The following is a 14,622-nucleotide window of genomic DNA, read 5'->3' on the forward strand; positions in this document are numbered from 1 at the left end:
GTAGGCGGTGGGGAACAGCAGCAGACCGGACCAACCGACAAAAACGAAACGGTCGCGCTTGAGCCAGTCATCGAGGACGTCGAACCATCCCCGAGCCGAAGGCGCGCGCCCTACAGCAATCGTCATGGGAAGAAAAAGTGCGGAAATCCCGCCAAGCTGAGGGATACCGCGAGATCGTAACAACGAAACCCGCCACTGCGAGGCAGCTTGAAATGGGCTGACACCCTTGCCGCAGCCAGCGTTCTTAAGTAATTCTTCTCATTGTTCGGCGGCGGTCGCCTGGCTGCGTCCACGCCTCGCTGCAACGGCTCGCTGCAGCTGCCCTCTGGCTCCGCTTTCTGGCCCCGCTCTGGTGCGTGGCTCTGGTGAACGGCTCTCTGGGTGGCCCACTTTCGCCGGTTCCGCCTTTGCTGCCCCCGACCTCGCCGCACAGAGGCGAGGATGGCAAGCCACCGCCAAGATTCCCGCCCCATGCCCCCGGCTTCTTCCTCCGCCGGCTCCCCGCCGCGCCCCGACCCGGCCGCCAGCTCAGCTCCCCGCGCCAGCGACCCCGCCGAGGTGCTGGAGCAGACCGTGCAGGGATCCCGGCGCCTCTCCAACCTTCTGGTGGCCTCGGCCGTGAGCGCCGGTGGTGCCGGTTTCCTGCTCACCAGCCTCTCGAGCCGGCTGGGAATCGATCTGCTGCCGATCGGCCACCCCGCCAGCCTCGACTGGGTGCCCCAGGGCCTGGTGATGGGGGCCTACGGCATTGCCGCCCTGCTGCTCGCTCTCTATCTCTGGAGTGTGATCAGCATCGATCTCGGCGCTGGCGCGAACCGCTTCGATCGCAGCAACGGCACGGCCACGATCAGCCGCCGTGGTTTCCGCAGCCTGATCAGCTTTGAGCTTCCCTTGCGGGACATCCAGGCCGTCAAGGTGGACGTGCGCGACGGTCTCAATCCCCGTCGTCGCCTTGCCCTGCGTGTGCAGGGGCGCCGCGACCTGCCCCTCACCCGGGTGGGTGAACCACTCCCTCTGGCCGAGCTCGAGCAGAGCGGGGCCGAACTGGCCCGTTTCCTGAAGGTGCCTCTGGAGGGCGTATGAAACCGATGGCGTTCTCCCTCACCCGCACCCTGCTGGTGAGCCTGCTGCTGTTCACCCCCTTCGGCCTCAGCGCCTGTGGCAGCGACCAGAGCCAGGCGGCGCTCGGTTGTGCCACGGCGGCCAGTCCCTGCCTGAGCGGCAAGGCCGTGGTGTCACTTCAGACCAGCCGCGGCGAGGTGGTGGTGGAGCTCGATGGCGCCGATGCCCCGCTCACCGCCGGCAACTTCGTCGACCTGGTGCGGCGCGGCACCTACAACAACACCGTGTTCCACCGGGTGGTGAACCAGCCCACGCCGTTTGTGGTGCAGGGCGGCGATCCCCAGAGCGCCACCCCTGGCGTGAGCCCCGAGCTGTTCGGCACCGGCAGCTTCCTGGACCCCAGCACCGGCCAGACCCGCTTCATCCCCCTGGAGCTTGGCTTGAAGGGCAAGGCCATCCCCCGCTACGGCGAGCAGCTCACCGATCCGGCTGAGGCGTCCCAGCTGCGGCTGCTGCATGAGCGCGGTGCCATTGCCATGGCCCGTTCCGAAGATCCAAATTCCGCCAGCGCGCAGTTCTATGTGGCCCTGCGACCCCTTCCCGAGCTCGATGGCCGCTACGCCGTGTTCGGCCGCGTGGTGAAGGGCATGGAGGTGGTCGACCGCATCCAGCAGGGAGACAAGTTGGTCAAGGCCAACGTGATCGAAGGCGGCACTCTGGTGAAGGGCCAGCCCTGAGGCGCTTCATGCCCAGCCCTGAGGTGCCTCAGGCCGGCACCCGTTTCTCCGAGGCGGTGGTCCTGAGGTAGGCGGTGTTCACACCGGAGGCCCGCTCCAGGGCCACTTTTCCGGTGCGCACGATTTCGAGAATTCCGTAGCTCTCGAGAATCTGCTCGATAGCCACCAGCTTGCCCGGGTCGCCCACCACCTCAAGGATCAGGGCGTTGTCGGCCACATCCACCACATTGGCGCGGAACACCTGCACCAGATCCAGGATCGCGGCGCGGCTCTCGGCCGGCGCCGACACCTTCAGCAGCATCAGCTCGCGCTCCACCGCCGGAATGGTGGAGAGGTCGATCACGTTGAGCACGTTGACCAGCTTGTTGAGGTGCTTGGTCATCTGCTCAAGGGTGCGGTCGTCGCCCTCCACCACCATGGTGAGGCGCGAGACGCCGCGTTGTTCAGCTGGGCCCACCGCCAGGCTTTCGATGTTGAAGCCGCGGCGGGCGAACAATCCAGAAATCCGGCTGAGGGCACCGGATTGGTCCTCCACCAGCACCGAGAGGGTGTGCTTCATTCCCGGCGGGCACGGCAGGCGGTCAGCTTCCCAAATTACGCGCTGGCCTCACGGGCGCCGGGGCGGGCGCTCAGCGGTGGTCTTCAGGTCGGGTCGGCAGGCGGCGCAGCCAGGCCTGCAGCAGCCGATCCACCGTGGCGGGGTCTTCGTCGTGCGGGCAATGGCCCACACCCTCCAGCCGTTCCAGTTCGAGGTCGGGCCGAAGCTTTCGCAGCTCGCCGGCCACCTCGATCGGCACCAGGCGATCGGTCTCTCCCCACAGCACCAGCAGCGGCTGGCGCAGGCGCTGCAGCAGCACCGCGGCGGTGGCTCCGCGGGGGCGCAGCGCCATGCCGATGCTCATGCCGCGCAGGGCCCAGGCGGCGGTGGGGCGCCGGGCCGGCTGGGCGATCAGCTGGCGCAGGGCGCTGTCGCCGATCACCGGCGTGTTGTAGGCCGATTGGATGCCCAGATCCAGCAGGGGCGTGCGGGCGATCAGGGGCACCAGCAGCTCCAGCGGCAACAGCCGGCAGAGCAGCAGCACCGCCCAGCGCTGCAGCCAGCGCCGCCAGGGGGCCCGCCGCGGCGGCACGGGCATCAGCAGGGTGGGATCCGGCAGCGGAGCGGCCACCACCCCCCGCACCCAGGCGGGAAAGAACACGCCGCAGCTGAGTGCCACCAGGCCACCGAGCGAATGCCCGATCAGCACCGCCGGCTGTTGCACCACCTGCTCGAGAAAGCCCTGGGCCTGCCGGGCCCACAGGCGGTTGTCGAGGCGCATCGCCGGCTGGGCCGAGGCGCCGAAGCCGATCAGATCCAGGCCGTAGACGCACCAGCCGGCGGTCGCCAATGGGCCGGCGGTGGCGCGCCAGTGGCCGCTGCCGGCGGCGAAGCCATGCAGCAGCAACAGTGGCGGCCCCTCTGGATCGCCCAACACCCGCCAATGGCAGTCCAGTCCGCGCCATCGCCACACCGCCGCATGGCCCCAGTCGGGACCGGCCGTTGCGACAGGCTGGCCCAGGGATGTCACCAACGGAGCGGGTTCACGCAAGACACCTCTCACTATTGCGAAGCTTCGGCGGCGCTGCGTCCGGGTCAGGGGTTCTTCCGGCCTGAATCCCGGCCCTCCCGCGATCTGGGGGTGCTGCTGGCGCGCCAGCTCGGCCTGGCGGCCCCCCTGCGCGTGTTGGACCTGATGACCGGCTGCGGCATCCGGGCCCTGCGCTACGGCCAGGAGAGCCCGGCTGCGCTGGTGTGGGCCAACGACGCCGACCCGGACCGCCAGCCGCTGCTGCAGGCCAACCTCGCCCCCCTGGCCGACCGCCCGGGGCTGGAGTTGCGCTGCACCGCCCTCACCGCCCAGCAGTTGCTGGCGGGTTGTCTGCAGCGGCAGGAGCGCTTCGAGCTTGTCGACCTTGACGCCTTCGGCTGCCCCACCGCCCTGTTGCCGCTGGCGCTGGAGGCGGTGGCCTTCGGCGGCGTGCTGTATGTGGCCAGCACCGATGGCCGCTCCCCCACTGGCCACGACCGTTCTGCGGCCGTGCGCACCCTGGGGGCGGCGGCCCGGGCCCATCCGGCCAGCTGGGAGCTGGCGCTGCGCCTGCAGCTGGGCGTGATCGCCCGCACGGCCTGGGCCATGGGTCGGGGCCTGCAGCCGCTGTTCAACTTCAGCGAGGGCCGCACGTTTCGCACCGCGGCGCGGATCCTGCGCCGGCCCCTGGCGGGCGAGGAGCGGCAGCTCGGCCTGCTGGCCCACTGCCACAGCTGCGGGGAGCAGCAGGTTCAGAGCCTGCTGCGCCTGCGCCAGTGGCAGGTGTGTTGCGAGCCTGGGGCGGCGCTGGCGGTGAGTGGGCCGCTCTGGATCGGTCCGCTGCAGGATCCCGCCACGCTTGCGGCGATCCTTGCCGCCACGGCTCCGGAGGATCCATCGCTCTGCCGCGCTGCCGCCCGCCTGCTGAGCAGCCTCGCCGCCGACGCGGGCCTGCCCGCCCGTTGCTGGCCGATGGCGGAGCTGGGCCGGCGCCTGGGGGGCGGTCCGCCGCCGTTGCAGGCGCTGCTCTCAGACCTGCAAGGCCAGGGATGGGAGGCCTGCGCCAGTGGGGTGATGCCCGGCCAGTTCCGCACCGATGCCCCCTGGGCGCTGGTGCTCGAACGGGCCGGGGCGCTAAATAGGTAGCCGTTTTCCCAATGGGCCATGGCCTCTGAAATCTTCGGCATCGCGGCGATCTTCTGGGTGCTCATCCCCGTGGGCCTGGCCGGCGGTGCCCTGTTGCTCAAGTTGCAGAAAGACTGAGCGGCCTGCGGCGCGTCGCCCCCTGCCTCAGCTTTAGGCTCAGCGGCCTATCCGCCGGTGGTTCATGCAGGTTCTGGTCGTCGGCGCCACTGGAACTCTCGGCCGCCAGATCGCCCGGCATGCGCTGGAGCAGGGGCATCAGGTGCGTTGCATGGTGCGCTCCCCCCGCAAGGCTTCTTTCCTGCAGGAATGGGGTTGCGAGCTCACCCGCGGTGACCTGCTGGAACCCGACAGCCTCGCCTACGCCCTTGAAGGCCAGGAGGCGGTGATTGATGCGGCCACCGCCCGCCCTACCGACAGCGCCGGCATCTACACGATCGACTGGCAGGGAAAGCTGAATCTGGTGCGGGCCTGCGAAGCGGCGAACGTGAAGCGCTTTGTCTTCGTGTCGCTGCTGGAGGCGGAGCAGCACCGCAGCGTGCCGCTGATGGACATCAAATACTGCACCGAACAACTGCTGGCGGCGTCGCAGCTGGATTACACGATCCTGCGCTGCGTGGCCTTCATGCAAGGGGTGATCGGTCAGTTCGCCATCCCGGTGCTCGAAAGCCAGACGGTGTGGGTGAGCGGCACGCCCACGCCGATCGCCTACATGAACACCCAGGACGTGGCCCGTTTCTCGCTGGCGGCCCTGTCCCATGACGGAACGATCCGAAAATCCTTCCCGGTGGTGGGCCCGAAGGCCTGGAACACCGGGGAGGTCACCCAGCTGTGCGAGCGCTACAGCGGCCGCTCGGCCCGGGTGTTCCGCGTGCGGCCGTTTCTGATCCGGTTGATGCAGGCTCTGGCGTCGCTCTTCGAGCCCGGGGTGCAGGTGGCCGAACGGCTGGCCTTCGCCGATGTGACAGGCGGTGGCCAGAGCCTGGAGGCACCGATGGAGGACATCTATGCCGCCTTCGGGTTGGACCCGGCTGCCACCACCCACCTGGAGGACTACCTCAAGGAGTATTACGACACGATCTTGCGGCGCCTGCGCGAGATGGAGGCCGACCTCGACAAGAACGCCAAGAAGAAGCTGCCGTTCTGAGCTCCAGGCGGCCGGCGGTTTTCGCCGCATTACAGGCCTTGGCCTGTCGACTCCTCACTGGCCACAGGCCGTGGCCGCATCACAGGCCCGAGCATTGGCCGGATGGTACGGCACGGGCAAGTTCATCTGTACTATGGCGGGAGACTGCTGAGGCGCTGATCTGCCCACTCCAGCTCAAACTTGCCCCCACTGACGAGCTGCTGCGCCTCCCCCGCGTCCGTTCCTTCCACACCCTGGCCCTGTTCGCCCCATGTCGATTGCTCAGATCAAGAACCTGCAGCGGCGTCTCGCCAACCTGGAGCAGGAATCGGTGCAGGAGTTGAACCGTGCCTGCGGCCATGAGTTGTGGCAGAGCCTGGGCTTTGATGCCCTCGATGCGCTGGAGGATCCCGATCGGCGCTCCAGGGCGAACTACTACTACGGCCAACTGCAAACGGTGCGAGAGCTGCAGCAGGTGATCGGCTGAGCGGCATGGGCGCCAAGCCTCCCTATCCGCTAGCGCCGCTGCGTCCGGATTTCCCGCCACCGGCCCGGCCGCCTCGCCCTTGAGCGGGGCCGCCGCCCTGGGCGGAATCAGGCAGGAGCAGCCGCTGCAGGCGTTCCTCCTCGGTCTGGCTCATCGAGCGCCACTGGCCGGCCGGCAGGTCGGTCAAGTCCAGTGGTGGTTGGCCGTCCATCAGGTCGATGGCGGCGCGGATCAACCGGAGGGTGGGCCATCCCACCGCAGCGGTCATGCGGCGCACCTGCCGGTTGCGACCCTCCCGCAGCTCCAGCTCCAGCCAGCAGGTGGGAATGGCGCGCCGCTCGCGGATCGGGGGATCCCGTGGCGGCAGGCCGGGATCCGCCAGCAGCCGGGCCCGGGCCGGCAGGGTGCGCTGGCCCTGGATGGTGACCCCCGCCTGCAGAGCGGCCAAGCCAGCCGGGGTGGGCTCCCCTTCCACCTGAACCCAGTAGCGGCGCCAGTGGCCCCAGCGCGGGTCCGTGAGCCGTTGCTGCAGCCGGCCCACACTTGTGAGCAGCAGCAGCCCCTCACTGTCCGCGTCCAGCCGCCCAGCGGCATAGACCTCCCGCACCGGGATGAAGCCAGCCAGGTGGGCCCACTGGCTGCCCGGTTCCGCCGTGAACTGGCTGAGCACGCCGTAGGGCTTGTGGAACAGCAGGGTAGGCACGGTTGTTTCAGCCAGCTCCAGCGAGTCTCTTGGCGCAGACCCAGGCCTCGGCTGGATCCACCCCACCGGCTCAGGCCCAGCGCCGCTCAGCCGGCGCTGCGGCGCGCGCGCCAGAGGTTCACCGCGCCGATCGAAATCAGCAGCAAGCCCAGATCCAGGGACAGGGAAGGAACGATCAAGGCTTGGACCCGGCGCGATCGCAGACCCTAGGGCCGGGGGGGGGGAGAGGCGCCAATTTAAGCTGTTCCTTCTCCTACAGATTGAGCACCCGCTCCGCATGATCGAAACCTCGGGCGTGATCGAGAAGGAACAGGGCAACGGCTTCTACCTGGTGACCCTCGATCAGCCCGCTGGCCACCAGTGCCTGTGCCGTGCTGCCGGCAAGCTCACCAAGTTCCGCATCAAGCTGCTGGCCGGTGACAAGGTGCTGGTCGAGATCAGCCCTTATGACCTCACCCGTGGCCGCATCACCTACCGGGAACGCAATGCCGGTGCCACTGGCCCCCGGCCGGGCGGTAACCGTCCGGGCGGTCCGCGCCGCCGCTGAAACGCCGCCGCTGAGCCGCCGCTTCAGGCGCGCTGACGGGCGTGAAGGAAGCCGGGCAGCTGGGGCCCGCGAAGCCGGATCACCTCGCCTGCTTCGTCGTGGAGGGCTTCCAGCGGCAACCCAGGCGCCCGCCCGCCGGCAGCGGCGGCAGGCTCCTCCAGCCCCGGCTTCGGCTGGATCAGATAGGGCTCCGCCACCGACCAGGTGCGCGCATAGCTGACCAGCAACGGGTCGGCGGGCGCGTACACATAGGAGGGGTGCCTGGGGATGGTTTCCTGCTCCGCCCGCTGGCCATCGATGCGGACCGCCCGGGTGATCGCCTGCACGAAACGGCTGCGGGTGACCACGGTGGTCAGGTAAGCCACGACCCGCAGGCGCGGGGCGTCGAAGCCCTCGGCGCACATGTCGATGCTCACCAGCCAATCGGCGCCACCAGCTCGAAAGGTCGCCAGCCGTTGCGCCGCCTCCGGATCCTGCGAATGCACCAGCAGCACCTGGTCGCCCTGTTCCTCCAGCAGGCCGGTGAGGCCGCGGGCATGGGCGATGTCGCGGGCAATCACGAGGCCGCCAGCCTCCGGATGGTCGGCGGCGCGCAGGGCTTCGAGCTTCAGCCGCGCCTGGAGCAGCACCCGCAGGGCAATGCTGCTGGGATCCCCCAGGCGGATCGCCCGGCGCAGGTTGCGGGCACGCCAGCTCTCCCGGTGCTCGGCCGAAAGGGGCGAACGCTCCAGTTCCACTGCCGCAAGCGACCCATCGGTGCTGGCGAGGCCGTGGTCGATCCAGCCGTTCTGGAAACGAAATTCCAGGGGCCTGACATCCCCCTGATCGATCAACTGGCGCGGTTCCACGCTCAGGTCGGGGGCAATTTCCTCGACGATCACCCCCTCCTGGCGCCGGGAGATGCGGCGGGAGGCACTGAACCCGAGGTTATCGGCGCGAAACGGGGTGCCGCTCAGCCCGAGACGCAACACGCAGCCCCGGCTGAGGCAGCCGAAGGCATGGCTCCAGGCGGTGGCTTCCGGATCGTCGGGATCCAGCCCGAGGTGATGCACCTCATCGGCGATCGCCAGCACCTTGCACGCCTGGAGGCCCGCCAGCTCCCGCTCCAGCCGCCGCCGGTGCCGCGCCGCACTCTGGTAGCTGATCAGCAGCCCCTGGCCGGGGACCATCCGGCTCCAGCCGCCACCGCCGCTGCCTTCGCCACTGCCTTCGTTAGCGCCGGGGTCACCGCCGGCGCCCTCGCCTGCAGCACTCGCTTCGAGATCGAGATCCCGCAGCTCCAGGCCCAGGCGTGCGGCGGCGGAGCGCCATTGGCTGGCGATCGACTGGCGGTGGCAGAACACCAGGAAATGGCTCAGCCGCCCTTCCGCCACCAGGCGCTGGAAGCCCAGCAGGGCCCCCAGTGTTTTGCCGGCCCCGGGCCCGGCATGCACAAGCACGTCTTCGCCCTGCGCCCCGGCGCGTTCCAGCCGCCGCCGCATCAGGTTGATCAGCTGGCGTTGCCACTGGCGCGGCTTGAGCCCACCGTCGGCATCCAGGCCGGACGCCGTTCCGGGTGCCGCTCCGGGTGCCGCTGTGGCGGTACCTGGGGCTCGCCTGCCAAGATCAAAGGAGGGTGCGGCCACGGTGCCCTGCAGTGGCGCCATTGTGCCGCCCATCACAGCGGCTGCCGGAGCGGAAAAATGGGGATTTGTTTCCAGGGTTTTTTGCTCTTTCACCCTTACGTTCAGACCATCCCCCCCAGGACCTGCAGCCCCTGCTGTTCTCCGCGCCGATGAGGCCCCGATGAGAGAGTTCCCCGAGTCCGGCCCGCCGGAACCCCTCCTCCGGGCGCATCTGGAGGGCTGTTTCCAGCAGGAGTGCGACATCGACCCCGTGATCCTGCGGGTTCGGCTGCTGCGTCATCTCGGCTCGGTGCTGCAGGCCCGCTGCCTGGAACAGGAATTGCTGCCGTTGTTCTGATGTCTTCCCCTTCCACTCCCGCCCTTCTTGCCGTTACCGGCGCCTCCGGCAAGACCGGCTGGCGTGTGGTGCAGGAAGCGCGCCAGCGCGGCTATCAGGTGCGGGCGATCCTGCGGCCGGGTTCGAGCGTGCCTGAAGGCCTCGAAGGGGCGGAGCTGATCCGGCTGGACCTATCCGACCAGAACGCCCTGCAACAGGCGCTCTCCGGCGTGGAGGCGCTGGTGATCGCCACCGGCGCGCGCCCGTCGATCGATCTCACCGGCCCGTTGCAGGTGGATGCGTTGGCGATCCGCAGCCAGATCGCCGCCTGCCGCGCCGCCGGGGTGCAGCGCGTGGTTCTGGTGAGCTCGCTTTGCAGCGGCCGGCTGTTTCACCCGCTCAACCTGTTCGGATTGATCCTGCTGTGGAAGCGGGTCGGGGAGCGCTGGCTGGAAAGCAGCGGCCTGGATTGGACCGTGGTCCGTCCCGGTGGCCTGCGGGAAAGCGAGGAAGGCCTCGACAACGAGGGCTTGCGCTTCAGCGGGCCGGATCAGCAGGAAAGCAACAGCATCCCCCGTCGCCTGGTGGCGCGCGTCTGCCTCGATGCCCTCGCAGCGCCCGCCTCGATCGGTCGCATCATTGAAATCACCAGCAGCCAGGAGCTGCCGCCCAGCTCCCTGGCCCAGTGGCTGGAGGCACCAGCCGGCGCCAGCCCCGCCCGCGCCTGAACGCTCCGGTGGCACTGTCTGGGGAAGCTCTGCTGGATCAGCTGGGGGTGCCGCCCTTCCGGCCCCGGGCGCCCTGGTGGGGCGCCGATCTCCAGACCCTGCGCGACACGCTGCGCCCGGAGCGCTTGCCGGCGGAGTCGGCGCAGGCGGTGCCGCTGGCGCTGCCCGGCGGCGAAGCCCTGCTGGGTTGTCTCGATGCCCCCGCTTCTGGCCCCGACGGCGCCGCCGCTGCTGCTCCCCCCCGCGCCCTTGTGGTGCTGCTGCATGGCCTGGGCGGCTCCAGCCGCAGCATCGGCCTGCTGCGGCTGGCCCACGGCCTGCGACAGGCGGGGTTTGCCGTGCTGCGGCTCAACCTGCGCGGGGCAGGGGCGGGCCGAAACCTGGCGCGGGGCACCTATGCCGCCCACTGCAACCGGGATCTGATCCCGGCGTTGCTTCAGGCCCGCCGCCTCGCCGCCGGCCGTCCGCTGCTGGGGGTGGGGCTGTCGCTGGGCGGCACGGTGCTGCTCAATGGCCTGCTGGACGCCGCCTCTCCTGGGTTGCTGGACGGCCTGGTGGTGGTGAGCTCTCCGATCGATCTGGCCAGCAGTTCGGCGGCCATCGGCCAGCCCCGCAACCGCCTGTATGAGCGCTGGCTGCTGCAGCGCCTGCGCCAGCAGACCCTGGCCGATCCCGCCGGTCTGCAAGAGGGCCAGCGCAGCCAGCTGCAGGCGGTGGCATCGATCCGCGCCTTTGACGCCCTGATCACCGCACCGCGCTGGGGGTTCGACTCGGTGGAGGCCTATTACGCGGGCGCCAGTCCGCTGGCTCTGCTGCAGGGCCGCCTGGCGGAGGAGCAGGCGGCGCGGCGACTGCCTCCCCTGCTGCTCGTGCACGCCCTCGACGACCCCTGGGTGCCCGCGGCCCCGGCGGTAGCCCTGAGTGGGCGGCTCACGCCAGCCTCACCGCTGCAGACCGTGCTCAGCCGCACAGGGGGCCACAACGGCTTCCACGGCCCGGGAGGCAGCTGGTCGGATCTGCTGGTGACGCGCTGGTTGCTGGATCAGGTGCGGGGGAGGCGATGACTGCCCTTGCGCTCAGCCGGCCAGGCCGCGGATCGACATCACAACATCGTTGTAGTCGAGATCGCCGCCTCCCCACTGATCTTCAAACCCGTAGATGCCGGGAGCCAGGGGCAGCATGTGGACGATGCCATCCGGATTGGCCGCCCCGACGCTGAACCATGCCGCCAGCGGAGACGGCCCGGCGGGGAGCGGTGCGGCTGTGGTCGTTGCTTGTGCCGCCAGAAAGGCTTCCACGCTGCCGCCGCTCACCAATGCGAATGCATAGAAGCCATTCGCCAATGTCAGATCCGCATGCTGTGCACTTGATGGTTCTAGAGCGGAGATGGTGATAGCGCGATCAAGGGAAGCGGCGGCGTAGCCACCATCTCCTGGAGAGATCCAGCCCGTTTCGGTGAACAATGCGCCGGTGATCGAGTCCACCCCGTAGACCAGCAGGGTGTTGGCGTTGGCCGCCACGCTGGCCGACCACACCGACAGTGAAGCGCCAGCCGGTCCGCTGTCTCTCAGCCGGAAGACACCCGTGCTGAGTGACAGCTCGGACGCATGGCCGTAATCCGCGTGGATGGCTCCGCCCCCATCTCTCAGTCGGATCTCAGGGCCTGTCGATAGGGCGATGGCGGCAGGATCTTCGCGACCTTGGCCGTAGATGCCGAAGCTGCTGGCTGCCATTGGCACCAGTGCCGCATTTCCAGCCCCGATACTGGCTGTTTCCGTGGGCTGTAAGAGGCGATGAAAGGCTGCCAGGGAGGTGGTCTCCGCCAACTGGATGCCGAGGGTGGGGGTGAGGCTGGAAGGATCGGCTGCCGCGGGATTCACGATCCAGGGTGTCAGCGGCGGGGGCGCAGCCGGTTGGCTCAAAGACTGGACGGCTCCAGTTGCCAGCCCGGCCGGCGCTGCCTCATTGGTGAGAGGGGCGAAGCCACCGAGTGTGGAGAAGGACGCTGAAGTATCGGGGAGCGACGTGTAGTTGTAGATGGTGACGCTGTTGGCTGTGCTCGGCCCGATGGACCGGCTGGGCAGCAGCAGGCCGATCTTGGCAGGGTCGAAGCGAATGCCGACAGGACTCCAGGCCGGCAATTGGCTTGTGGATGTGTTCGAAGGCGGCGCGAACGGTGGCTCAAAGGCCGTATCTTTGGCGCTCCCTGTTTCTGCAGGGATTGGTGGGGCGGCATCAACATTAGTGGGTGGAACTGCGGTGGCGCCTACGGGTGCACCAATGGAGATCTTCAGAAACCCAGCTGAATCCTGATTCCCCGCACCAACGCCAAAAGGAGGATTGCCACTGCTCCCTGGATTGTTTCCCAAGGGGTTGTAGTAGATCAGATTGTTTAAAAAGCGGTCGGAATAGGCGTATCCGTAGACATCTGGAACGAGCGCTTGGCTCAGATCTGGCTTGGCTCCAGGGGTGCCTACGTAGGGGCTGCCATTGAGGGCATAAGCCCATGTATTCCAGAAGAGATTCCTTTTTGCTTGTTCAGGCTGGGCCCATTTCCCCCAATACCCATCGCGAGCGGCGCCTTGAGAGCGGATGGTGCCCGGCACCGTTGGCCCATTCCCCCACCAGTCCAAGCCACCAGCCTGTTTCCCATTGTTCTGGAAGGTGGAACCGTTAGAAGGCAACGATCCAATGGCTTTTCCTTCGAATTTCACGGTTGAACCGATCAGGCCGAAGTTCAGTCCGCTCAACACATCGCCCACAGCAAAGGCGATGGTTGGGTTCACTCCGCCGCCACCCCCAGTGCTGATCTGCTGCCATTTCTGCCTGGCAAGATAGGAAGCAAACTTTGCTGGGTCTTTGTCATGCTCTGTCTTGAGATCAATGCCTTCGTACCAAACCCAGCCAGCGTTGCCGCCATAGATGCCTGCTGGCGATTCAAGATAGGTGAAGCCTGAGTAGTTCTTTTCGTTGTAGAAGGCAGGTGAGCGGCCCCTTTGATGAGGAAGATAGAGGCTCCCCTTGGTGCCTTGTATGGCGCCCTGGAGAACGATAAATCCTGAGTCGTTAAATGTATTGCCATCATGGAAGTCAAGGAAGAATGCATTCAAGTCGTAATTGCCGGATGCAAATCCTTTGATGCTTGTCGTTGGATTGGTTTGGGAGAGAGTTTTGAGGTACGTGCTCCAATCGTGGTAAGTGCCAGCCGGTGCCTGCCCAGGAGATAAATATCGATTGTTCTTGAAGCTATTGTTCTTCTGTAGCCCTGCCTCAGAGAGAGCCTTGGCGATAGCGGCTGTCTTGTCGGGTTTCCCGGCTGTGTTGACGCCGCCATTGACACTTTCAGCGTGGCCGTCTAGACCCAGCACAGGTTCGGCTCCTGCGATATTGAGGGTATCAAGATTGATAGGACTTAAGAAGAAGTCGATATATGTTAGGTCGCCATCAATGGAGCTTAGTTTGGCATTGAAGCCAGGTTGGAGGCCGATGAATGGTTCAATAAGTTCCTGCCAGAGCACGTTTTTGTTGGCATCAGCCGGATTGCTGGCGGATGGCGCATAAGTGATGGGATTAAAGCCGTTCTCGCCATTATTGGTATAATCAATCGGCTTTCCGATGCTGACGTAAACCCTGCCTCCTGTGAAGGCATTCAGCAGGATGTTTGGAGTGTCTTTTCCCAGCCGATCCACTGCGGCCCTCGTGGGCCCCCAGAAGAACTCCTGGCCAGATAATGGATGTTTGTATTGCCCACCCTCTGGAACCAGGGATTGAAGGTCAGAAAGTCTGTAATTTGTAGCGAAGTCAAGGTCTACGCTGCCCTTTGCTCCTGTCTGGCCAAGGGGTTGCCCAGGCACTGTGGGCAACTGACCCCAAAGAGTGACACCATCACCTCCTGAAAAGGAAATGTAGACATCATCATTCGGATCGTAGTCCGGCTCGCCACTGCCATGGGTTTTCTTGAGGTAATCCTTGAGATCTTCGGAGAGGTCAAAGACCACAGCAACAGGCAGGCTGGCTGGGTTCTGAGCCTCCACATCCTCACTTGTTTTTCCGGACACGCCCTGGCCCGTGTAGGAGTTGATGGCTGGATTCTTGCGGCCTTTGACATCAACGAGAATGTGCGGAGAAATGGTGACCGCAAGGTTCTGACTGATGCCGCTCTTGTTGGCTCCGTTCCAGAAATCTTCTTTCAGTGCTGTTGTGAACGCGGAATCTTCGTTGAAGCTCAGTAAAACCTGAGAGGTTTGCACCGCTTTGCCATGGGCTGACTTTCGCAGAACTCGCACTGCGTCAGGACGATAAATAGCCCCATTCTCCTTGTTGGTGTCCGTTGCAGTGAGATGCAATTGGAAGGAGGCTGGATCCAGGTCGCCCGTTTTGGAACTGTCAAGAAAATTGCTGAAGGTCAGTAGAACATCCCTGCCGCCTCTCCCAGGGGCGGTTGGATCTGCCTCTATAAAGGTATAAGTATTGAAGGCGATGTTGACGAGTTGCAGACTCGCTGGGCTGGATTTTTGCATGAGTACGGCTGACCGTCCTGGGGATGGGATGGTGGCGGGCCTTCCCCTAGGCTGTTATTG

15 protein-coding genes and 1 pseudogene are annotated in these 14,622 nt (G+C 66.5%); 10 read left to right on the top strand and 6 right to left on the bottom strand.

Annotated features, from left to right (window positions below; translation table 11 throughout):
• A pseudogene (locus tag KBY97_RS06875) lies at positions 1-126 on the bottom strand (photosystem II D2 protein (photosystem q(a) protein)); the annotation flags it as partial.
• A 345-nt stretch (positions 127-471) separates the two neighbouring features.
• On the opposite strand from KBY97_RS06875, the gene KBY97_RS06880 reads away from it, so the two are divergent.
• Positions 472-1,083: a photosystem I assembly protein Ycf4 gene (locus tag KBY97_RS06880; RefSeq protein ID WP_255145964.1), complete on the top strand. Its 612-nt coding sequence runs from the start codon at positions 472-474 to the stop codon at positions 1,081-1,083.
• A 5-nt stretch (positions 1,084-1,088) separates the two neighbouring features.
• Complete coding sequence (locus tag KBY97_RS06885; protein WP_255145965.1) at positions 1,089-1,799, top strand: peptidylprolyl isomerase; 711 nt, start codon at positions 1,089-1,091, stop codon at positions 1,797-1,799.
• A 28-nt stretch (positions 1,800-1,827) separates the two neighbouring features.
• Here the strand turns inward: KBY97_RS06885 and ilvN are convergent, their stop codons facing one another.
• Positions 1,828-2,358, bottom strand: a complete 531-nt coding sequence (ilvN, locus tag KBY97_RS06890) for an acetolactate synthase small subunit (RefSeq protein ID WP_255145966.1) — start codon at positions 2,356-2,358, stop codon at positions 1,828-1,830.
• A 70-nt stretch (positions 2,359-2,428) separates the two neighbouring features.
• Positions 2,429-3,274, bottom strand: coding sequence for an alpha/beta fold hydrolase (locus tag KBY97_RS06895; RefSeq protein WP_255145967.1), 846 nt, complete (start codon positions 3,272-3,274; stop codon positions 2,429-2,431).
• Positions 3,275-3,316: 42 nt separating this feature from the next.
• Between KBY97_RS06895 and KBY97_RS06900 the strand changes: the two genes are divergently transcribed.
• The 4 genes from KBY97_RS06900 to KBY97_RS06915 all read left to right on the top strand — a co-directional run bounded on the left by KBY97_RS06900 (position 3,317) and on the right by KBY97_RS06915 (position 6,123).
• A complete protein-coding gene (locus tag KBY97_RS06900) occupies positions 3,317-4,513 on the top strand; it encodes a N2,N2-dimethylguanosine tRNA methyltransferase (protein WP_255145968.1) in 1,197 nt (398 codons plus the stop codon).
• Between the two features lie 18 nt (positions 4,514-4,531).
• The gene (gene petM / locus KBY97_RS06905; RefSeq protein ID WP_094513066.1) at positions 4,532-4,630 is read left to right on the top strand and encodes a cytochrome b6-f complex subunit PetM; all 99 of its coding nucleotides are present in this window, start codon (positions 4,532-4,534) and stop codon (positions 4,628-4,630) included.
• 64 nt (positions 4,631-4,694) lie between these two features.
• Positions 4,695-5,657, top strand: a complete 963-nt coding sequence (locus KBY97_RS06910) for an NAD(P)H-binding protein (RefSeq protein WP_255145969.1) — start codon at positions 4,695-4,697, stop codon at positions 5,655-5,657.
• A gap of 250 nt (positions 5,658-5,907) precedes the next feature.
• On the top strand, positions 5,908-6,123 hold the full coding sequence (locus KBY97_RS06915) for a hypothetical protein (RefSeq protein WP_094513068.1): 216 nt from the start codon (positions 5,908-5,910) through the stop codon (positions 6,121-6,123).
• Positions 6,124-6,145: 22 nt separating this feature from the next.
• Here KBY97_RS06915 and KBY97_RS06920 read toward each other — a convergent pair whose 3' ends face one another.
• Entirely contained in the window at positions 6,146-6,826 is a 681-nt protein-coding gene (locus KBY97_RS06920) for a pseudouridine synthase (RefSeq protein ID WP_255145970.1), read from the bottom strand.
• Between the two features lie 277 nt (positions 6,827-7,103).
• Here KBY97_RS06920 and infA point away from each other — a divergent pair, with 277 nt between their 5' ends.
• Positions 7,104-7,373: a translation initiation factor IF-1 gene (infA, locus tag KBY97_RS06925; RefSeq protein ID WP_094513069.1), complete on the top strand. Its 270-nt coding sequence runs from the start codon at positions 7,104-7,106 to the stop codon at positions 7,371-7,373.
• A gap of 23 nt (positions 7,374-7,396) precedes the next feature.
• Here the strand turns inward: infA and KBY97_RS06930 are convergent, their stop codons facing one another.
• Complete coding sequence (locus KBY97_RS06930; protein ID WP_255145971.1) at positions 7,397-9,031, bottom strand: DEAD/DEAH box helicase; 1,635 nt, start codon at positions 9,029-9,031, stop codon at positions 7,397-7,399.
• Positions 9,032-9,158: 127 nt separating this feature from the next.
• Between KBY97_RS06930 and KBY97_RS06935 the strand changes: the two genes are divergently transcribed.
• Genes KBY97_RS06935 through KBY97_RS06945 form a run of 3 tightly spaced genes read left to right on the top strand, consistent with a single transcriptional unit; the run spans position 9,159 to position 11,106 of the window.
• On the top strand, positions 9,159-9,335 hold the full coding sequence (locus KBY97_RS06935) for a hypothetical protein (RefSeq protein WP_255145972.1): 177 nt from the start codon (positions 9,159-9,161) through the stop codon (positions 9,333-9,335).
• The gene (locus tag KBY97_RS06940) at positions 9,335-10,042 is read left to right on the top strand and encodes an SDR family oxidoreductase (RefSeq protein ID WP_255145974.1); all 708 of its coding nucleotides are present in this window, start codon (positions 9,335-9,337) and stop codon (positions 10,040-10,042) included. The genes KBY97_RS06935 and KBY97_RS06940 overlap by 1 nt, the downstream gene beginning before the upstream one ends.
• A 14-nt stretch (positions 10,043-10,056) precedes the next feature.
• A complete protein-coding gene (locus tag KBY97_RS06945) occupies positions 10,057-11,106 on the top strand; it encodes an alpha/beta fold hydrolase (protein ID WP_255146167.1) in 1,050 nt (349 codons plus the stop codon).
• A gap of 12 nt (positions 11,107-11,118) precedes the next feature.
• On the opposite strand, the gene KBY97_RS06950 is transcribed toward KBY97_RS06945, so the two are convergent.
• Positions 11,119-14,562 (bottom strand): beta-1,3-glucanase family protein, encoded by a 3,444-nt coding sequence (locus tag KBY97_RS06950; protein WP_255145975.1) that lies wholly within the window; start codon positions 14,560-14,562, stop codon positions 11,119-11,121.
• Between the last annotated feature and the right edge of the window lie 60 nt (positions 14,563-14,622).

This window comes from Synechococcus sp. ATX 2A4 (assembly GCF_024346375.1).
Classification (GTDB): domain Bacteria; phylum Cyanobacteriota; class Cyanobacteriia; order PCC-6307; family Cyanobiaceae; genus MW101C3.

Bases quoted from the DNA above. Each gene is read 5' to 3' on its own strand.
- KBY97_RS06880 (WP_255145964.1), top strand. From the start codon at position 472: ATGCCCCCGGCTTCTTCCTCCGCCGGCTCCCCGCCGCGCCCCGACCCG.
- KBY97_RS06885 (WP_255145965.1), top strand. From the start codon at position 1,089: ATGGCGTTCTCCCTCACCCGCACCCTGCTGGTGAGCCTGCTGCTGTTC.
- ilvN (WP_255145966.1), bottom strand. From the start codon at position 2,358: ATGAAGCACACCCTCTCGGTGCTGGTGGAGGACCAATCCGGTGCCCTC.
- KBY97_RS06900 (WP_255145968.1), top strand. From the start codon at position 3,317: ATGGCCCCAGTCGGGACCGGCCGTTGCGACAGGCTGGCCCAGGGATGT.
- petM (WP_094513066.1), top strand. From the start codon at position 4,532: ATGGCCTCTGAAATCTTCGGCATCGCGGCGATCTTCTGGGTGCTCATC.
- KBY97_RS06910 (WP_255145969.1), top strand. From the start codon at position 4,695: ATGCAGGTTCTGGTCGTCGGCGCCACTGGAACTCTCGGCCGCCAGATC.
- KBY97_RS06915 (WP_094513068.1), top strand. From the start codon at position 5,908: ATGTCGATTGCTCAGATCAAGAACCTGCAGCGGCGTCTCGCCAACCTG.
- infA (WP_094513069.1), top strand. From the start codon at position 7,104: ATGATCGAAACCTCGGGCGTGATCGAGAAGGAACAGGGCAACGGCTTC.
- KBY97_RS06930 (WP_255145971.1), bottom strand. From the start codon at position 9,031: ATGGGCGGCACAATGGCGCCACTGCAGGGCACCGTGGCCGCACCCTCC.
- KBY97_RS06935 (WP_255145972.1), top strand. From the start codon at position 9,159: ATGAGAGAGTTCCCCGAGTCCGGCCCGCCGGAACCCCTCCTCCGGGCG.
- KBY97_RS06940 (WP_255145974.1), top strand. From the start codon at position 9,335: ATGTCTTCCCCTTCCACTCCCGCCCTTCTTGCCGTTACCGGCGCCTCC.
- KBY97_RS06950 (WP_255145975.1), bottom strand. From the start codon at position 14,562: ATGCAAAAATCCAGCCCAGCGAGTCTGCAACTCGTCAACATCGCCTTC.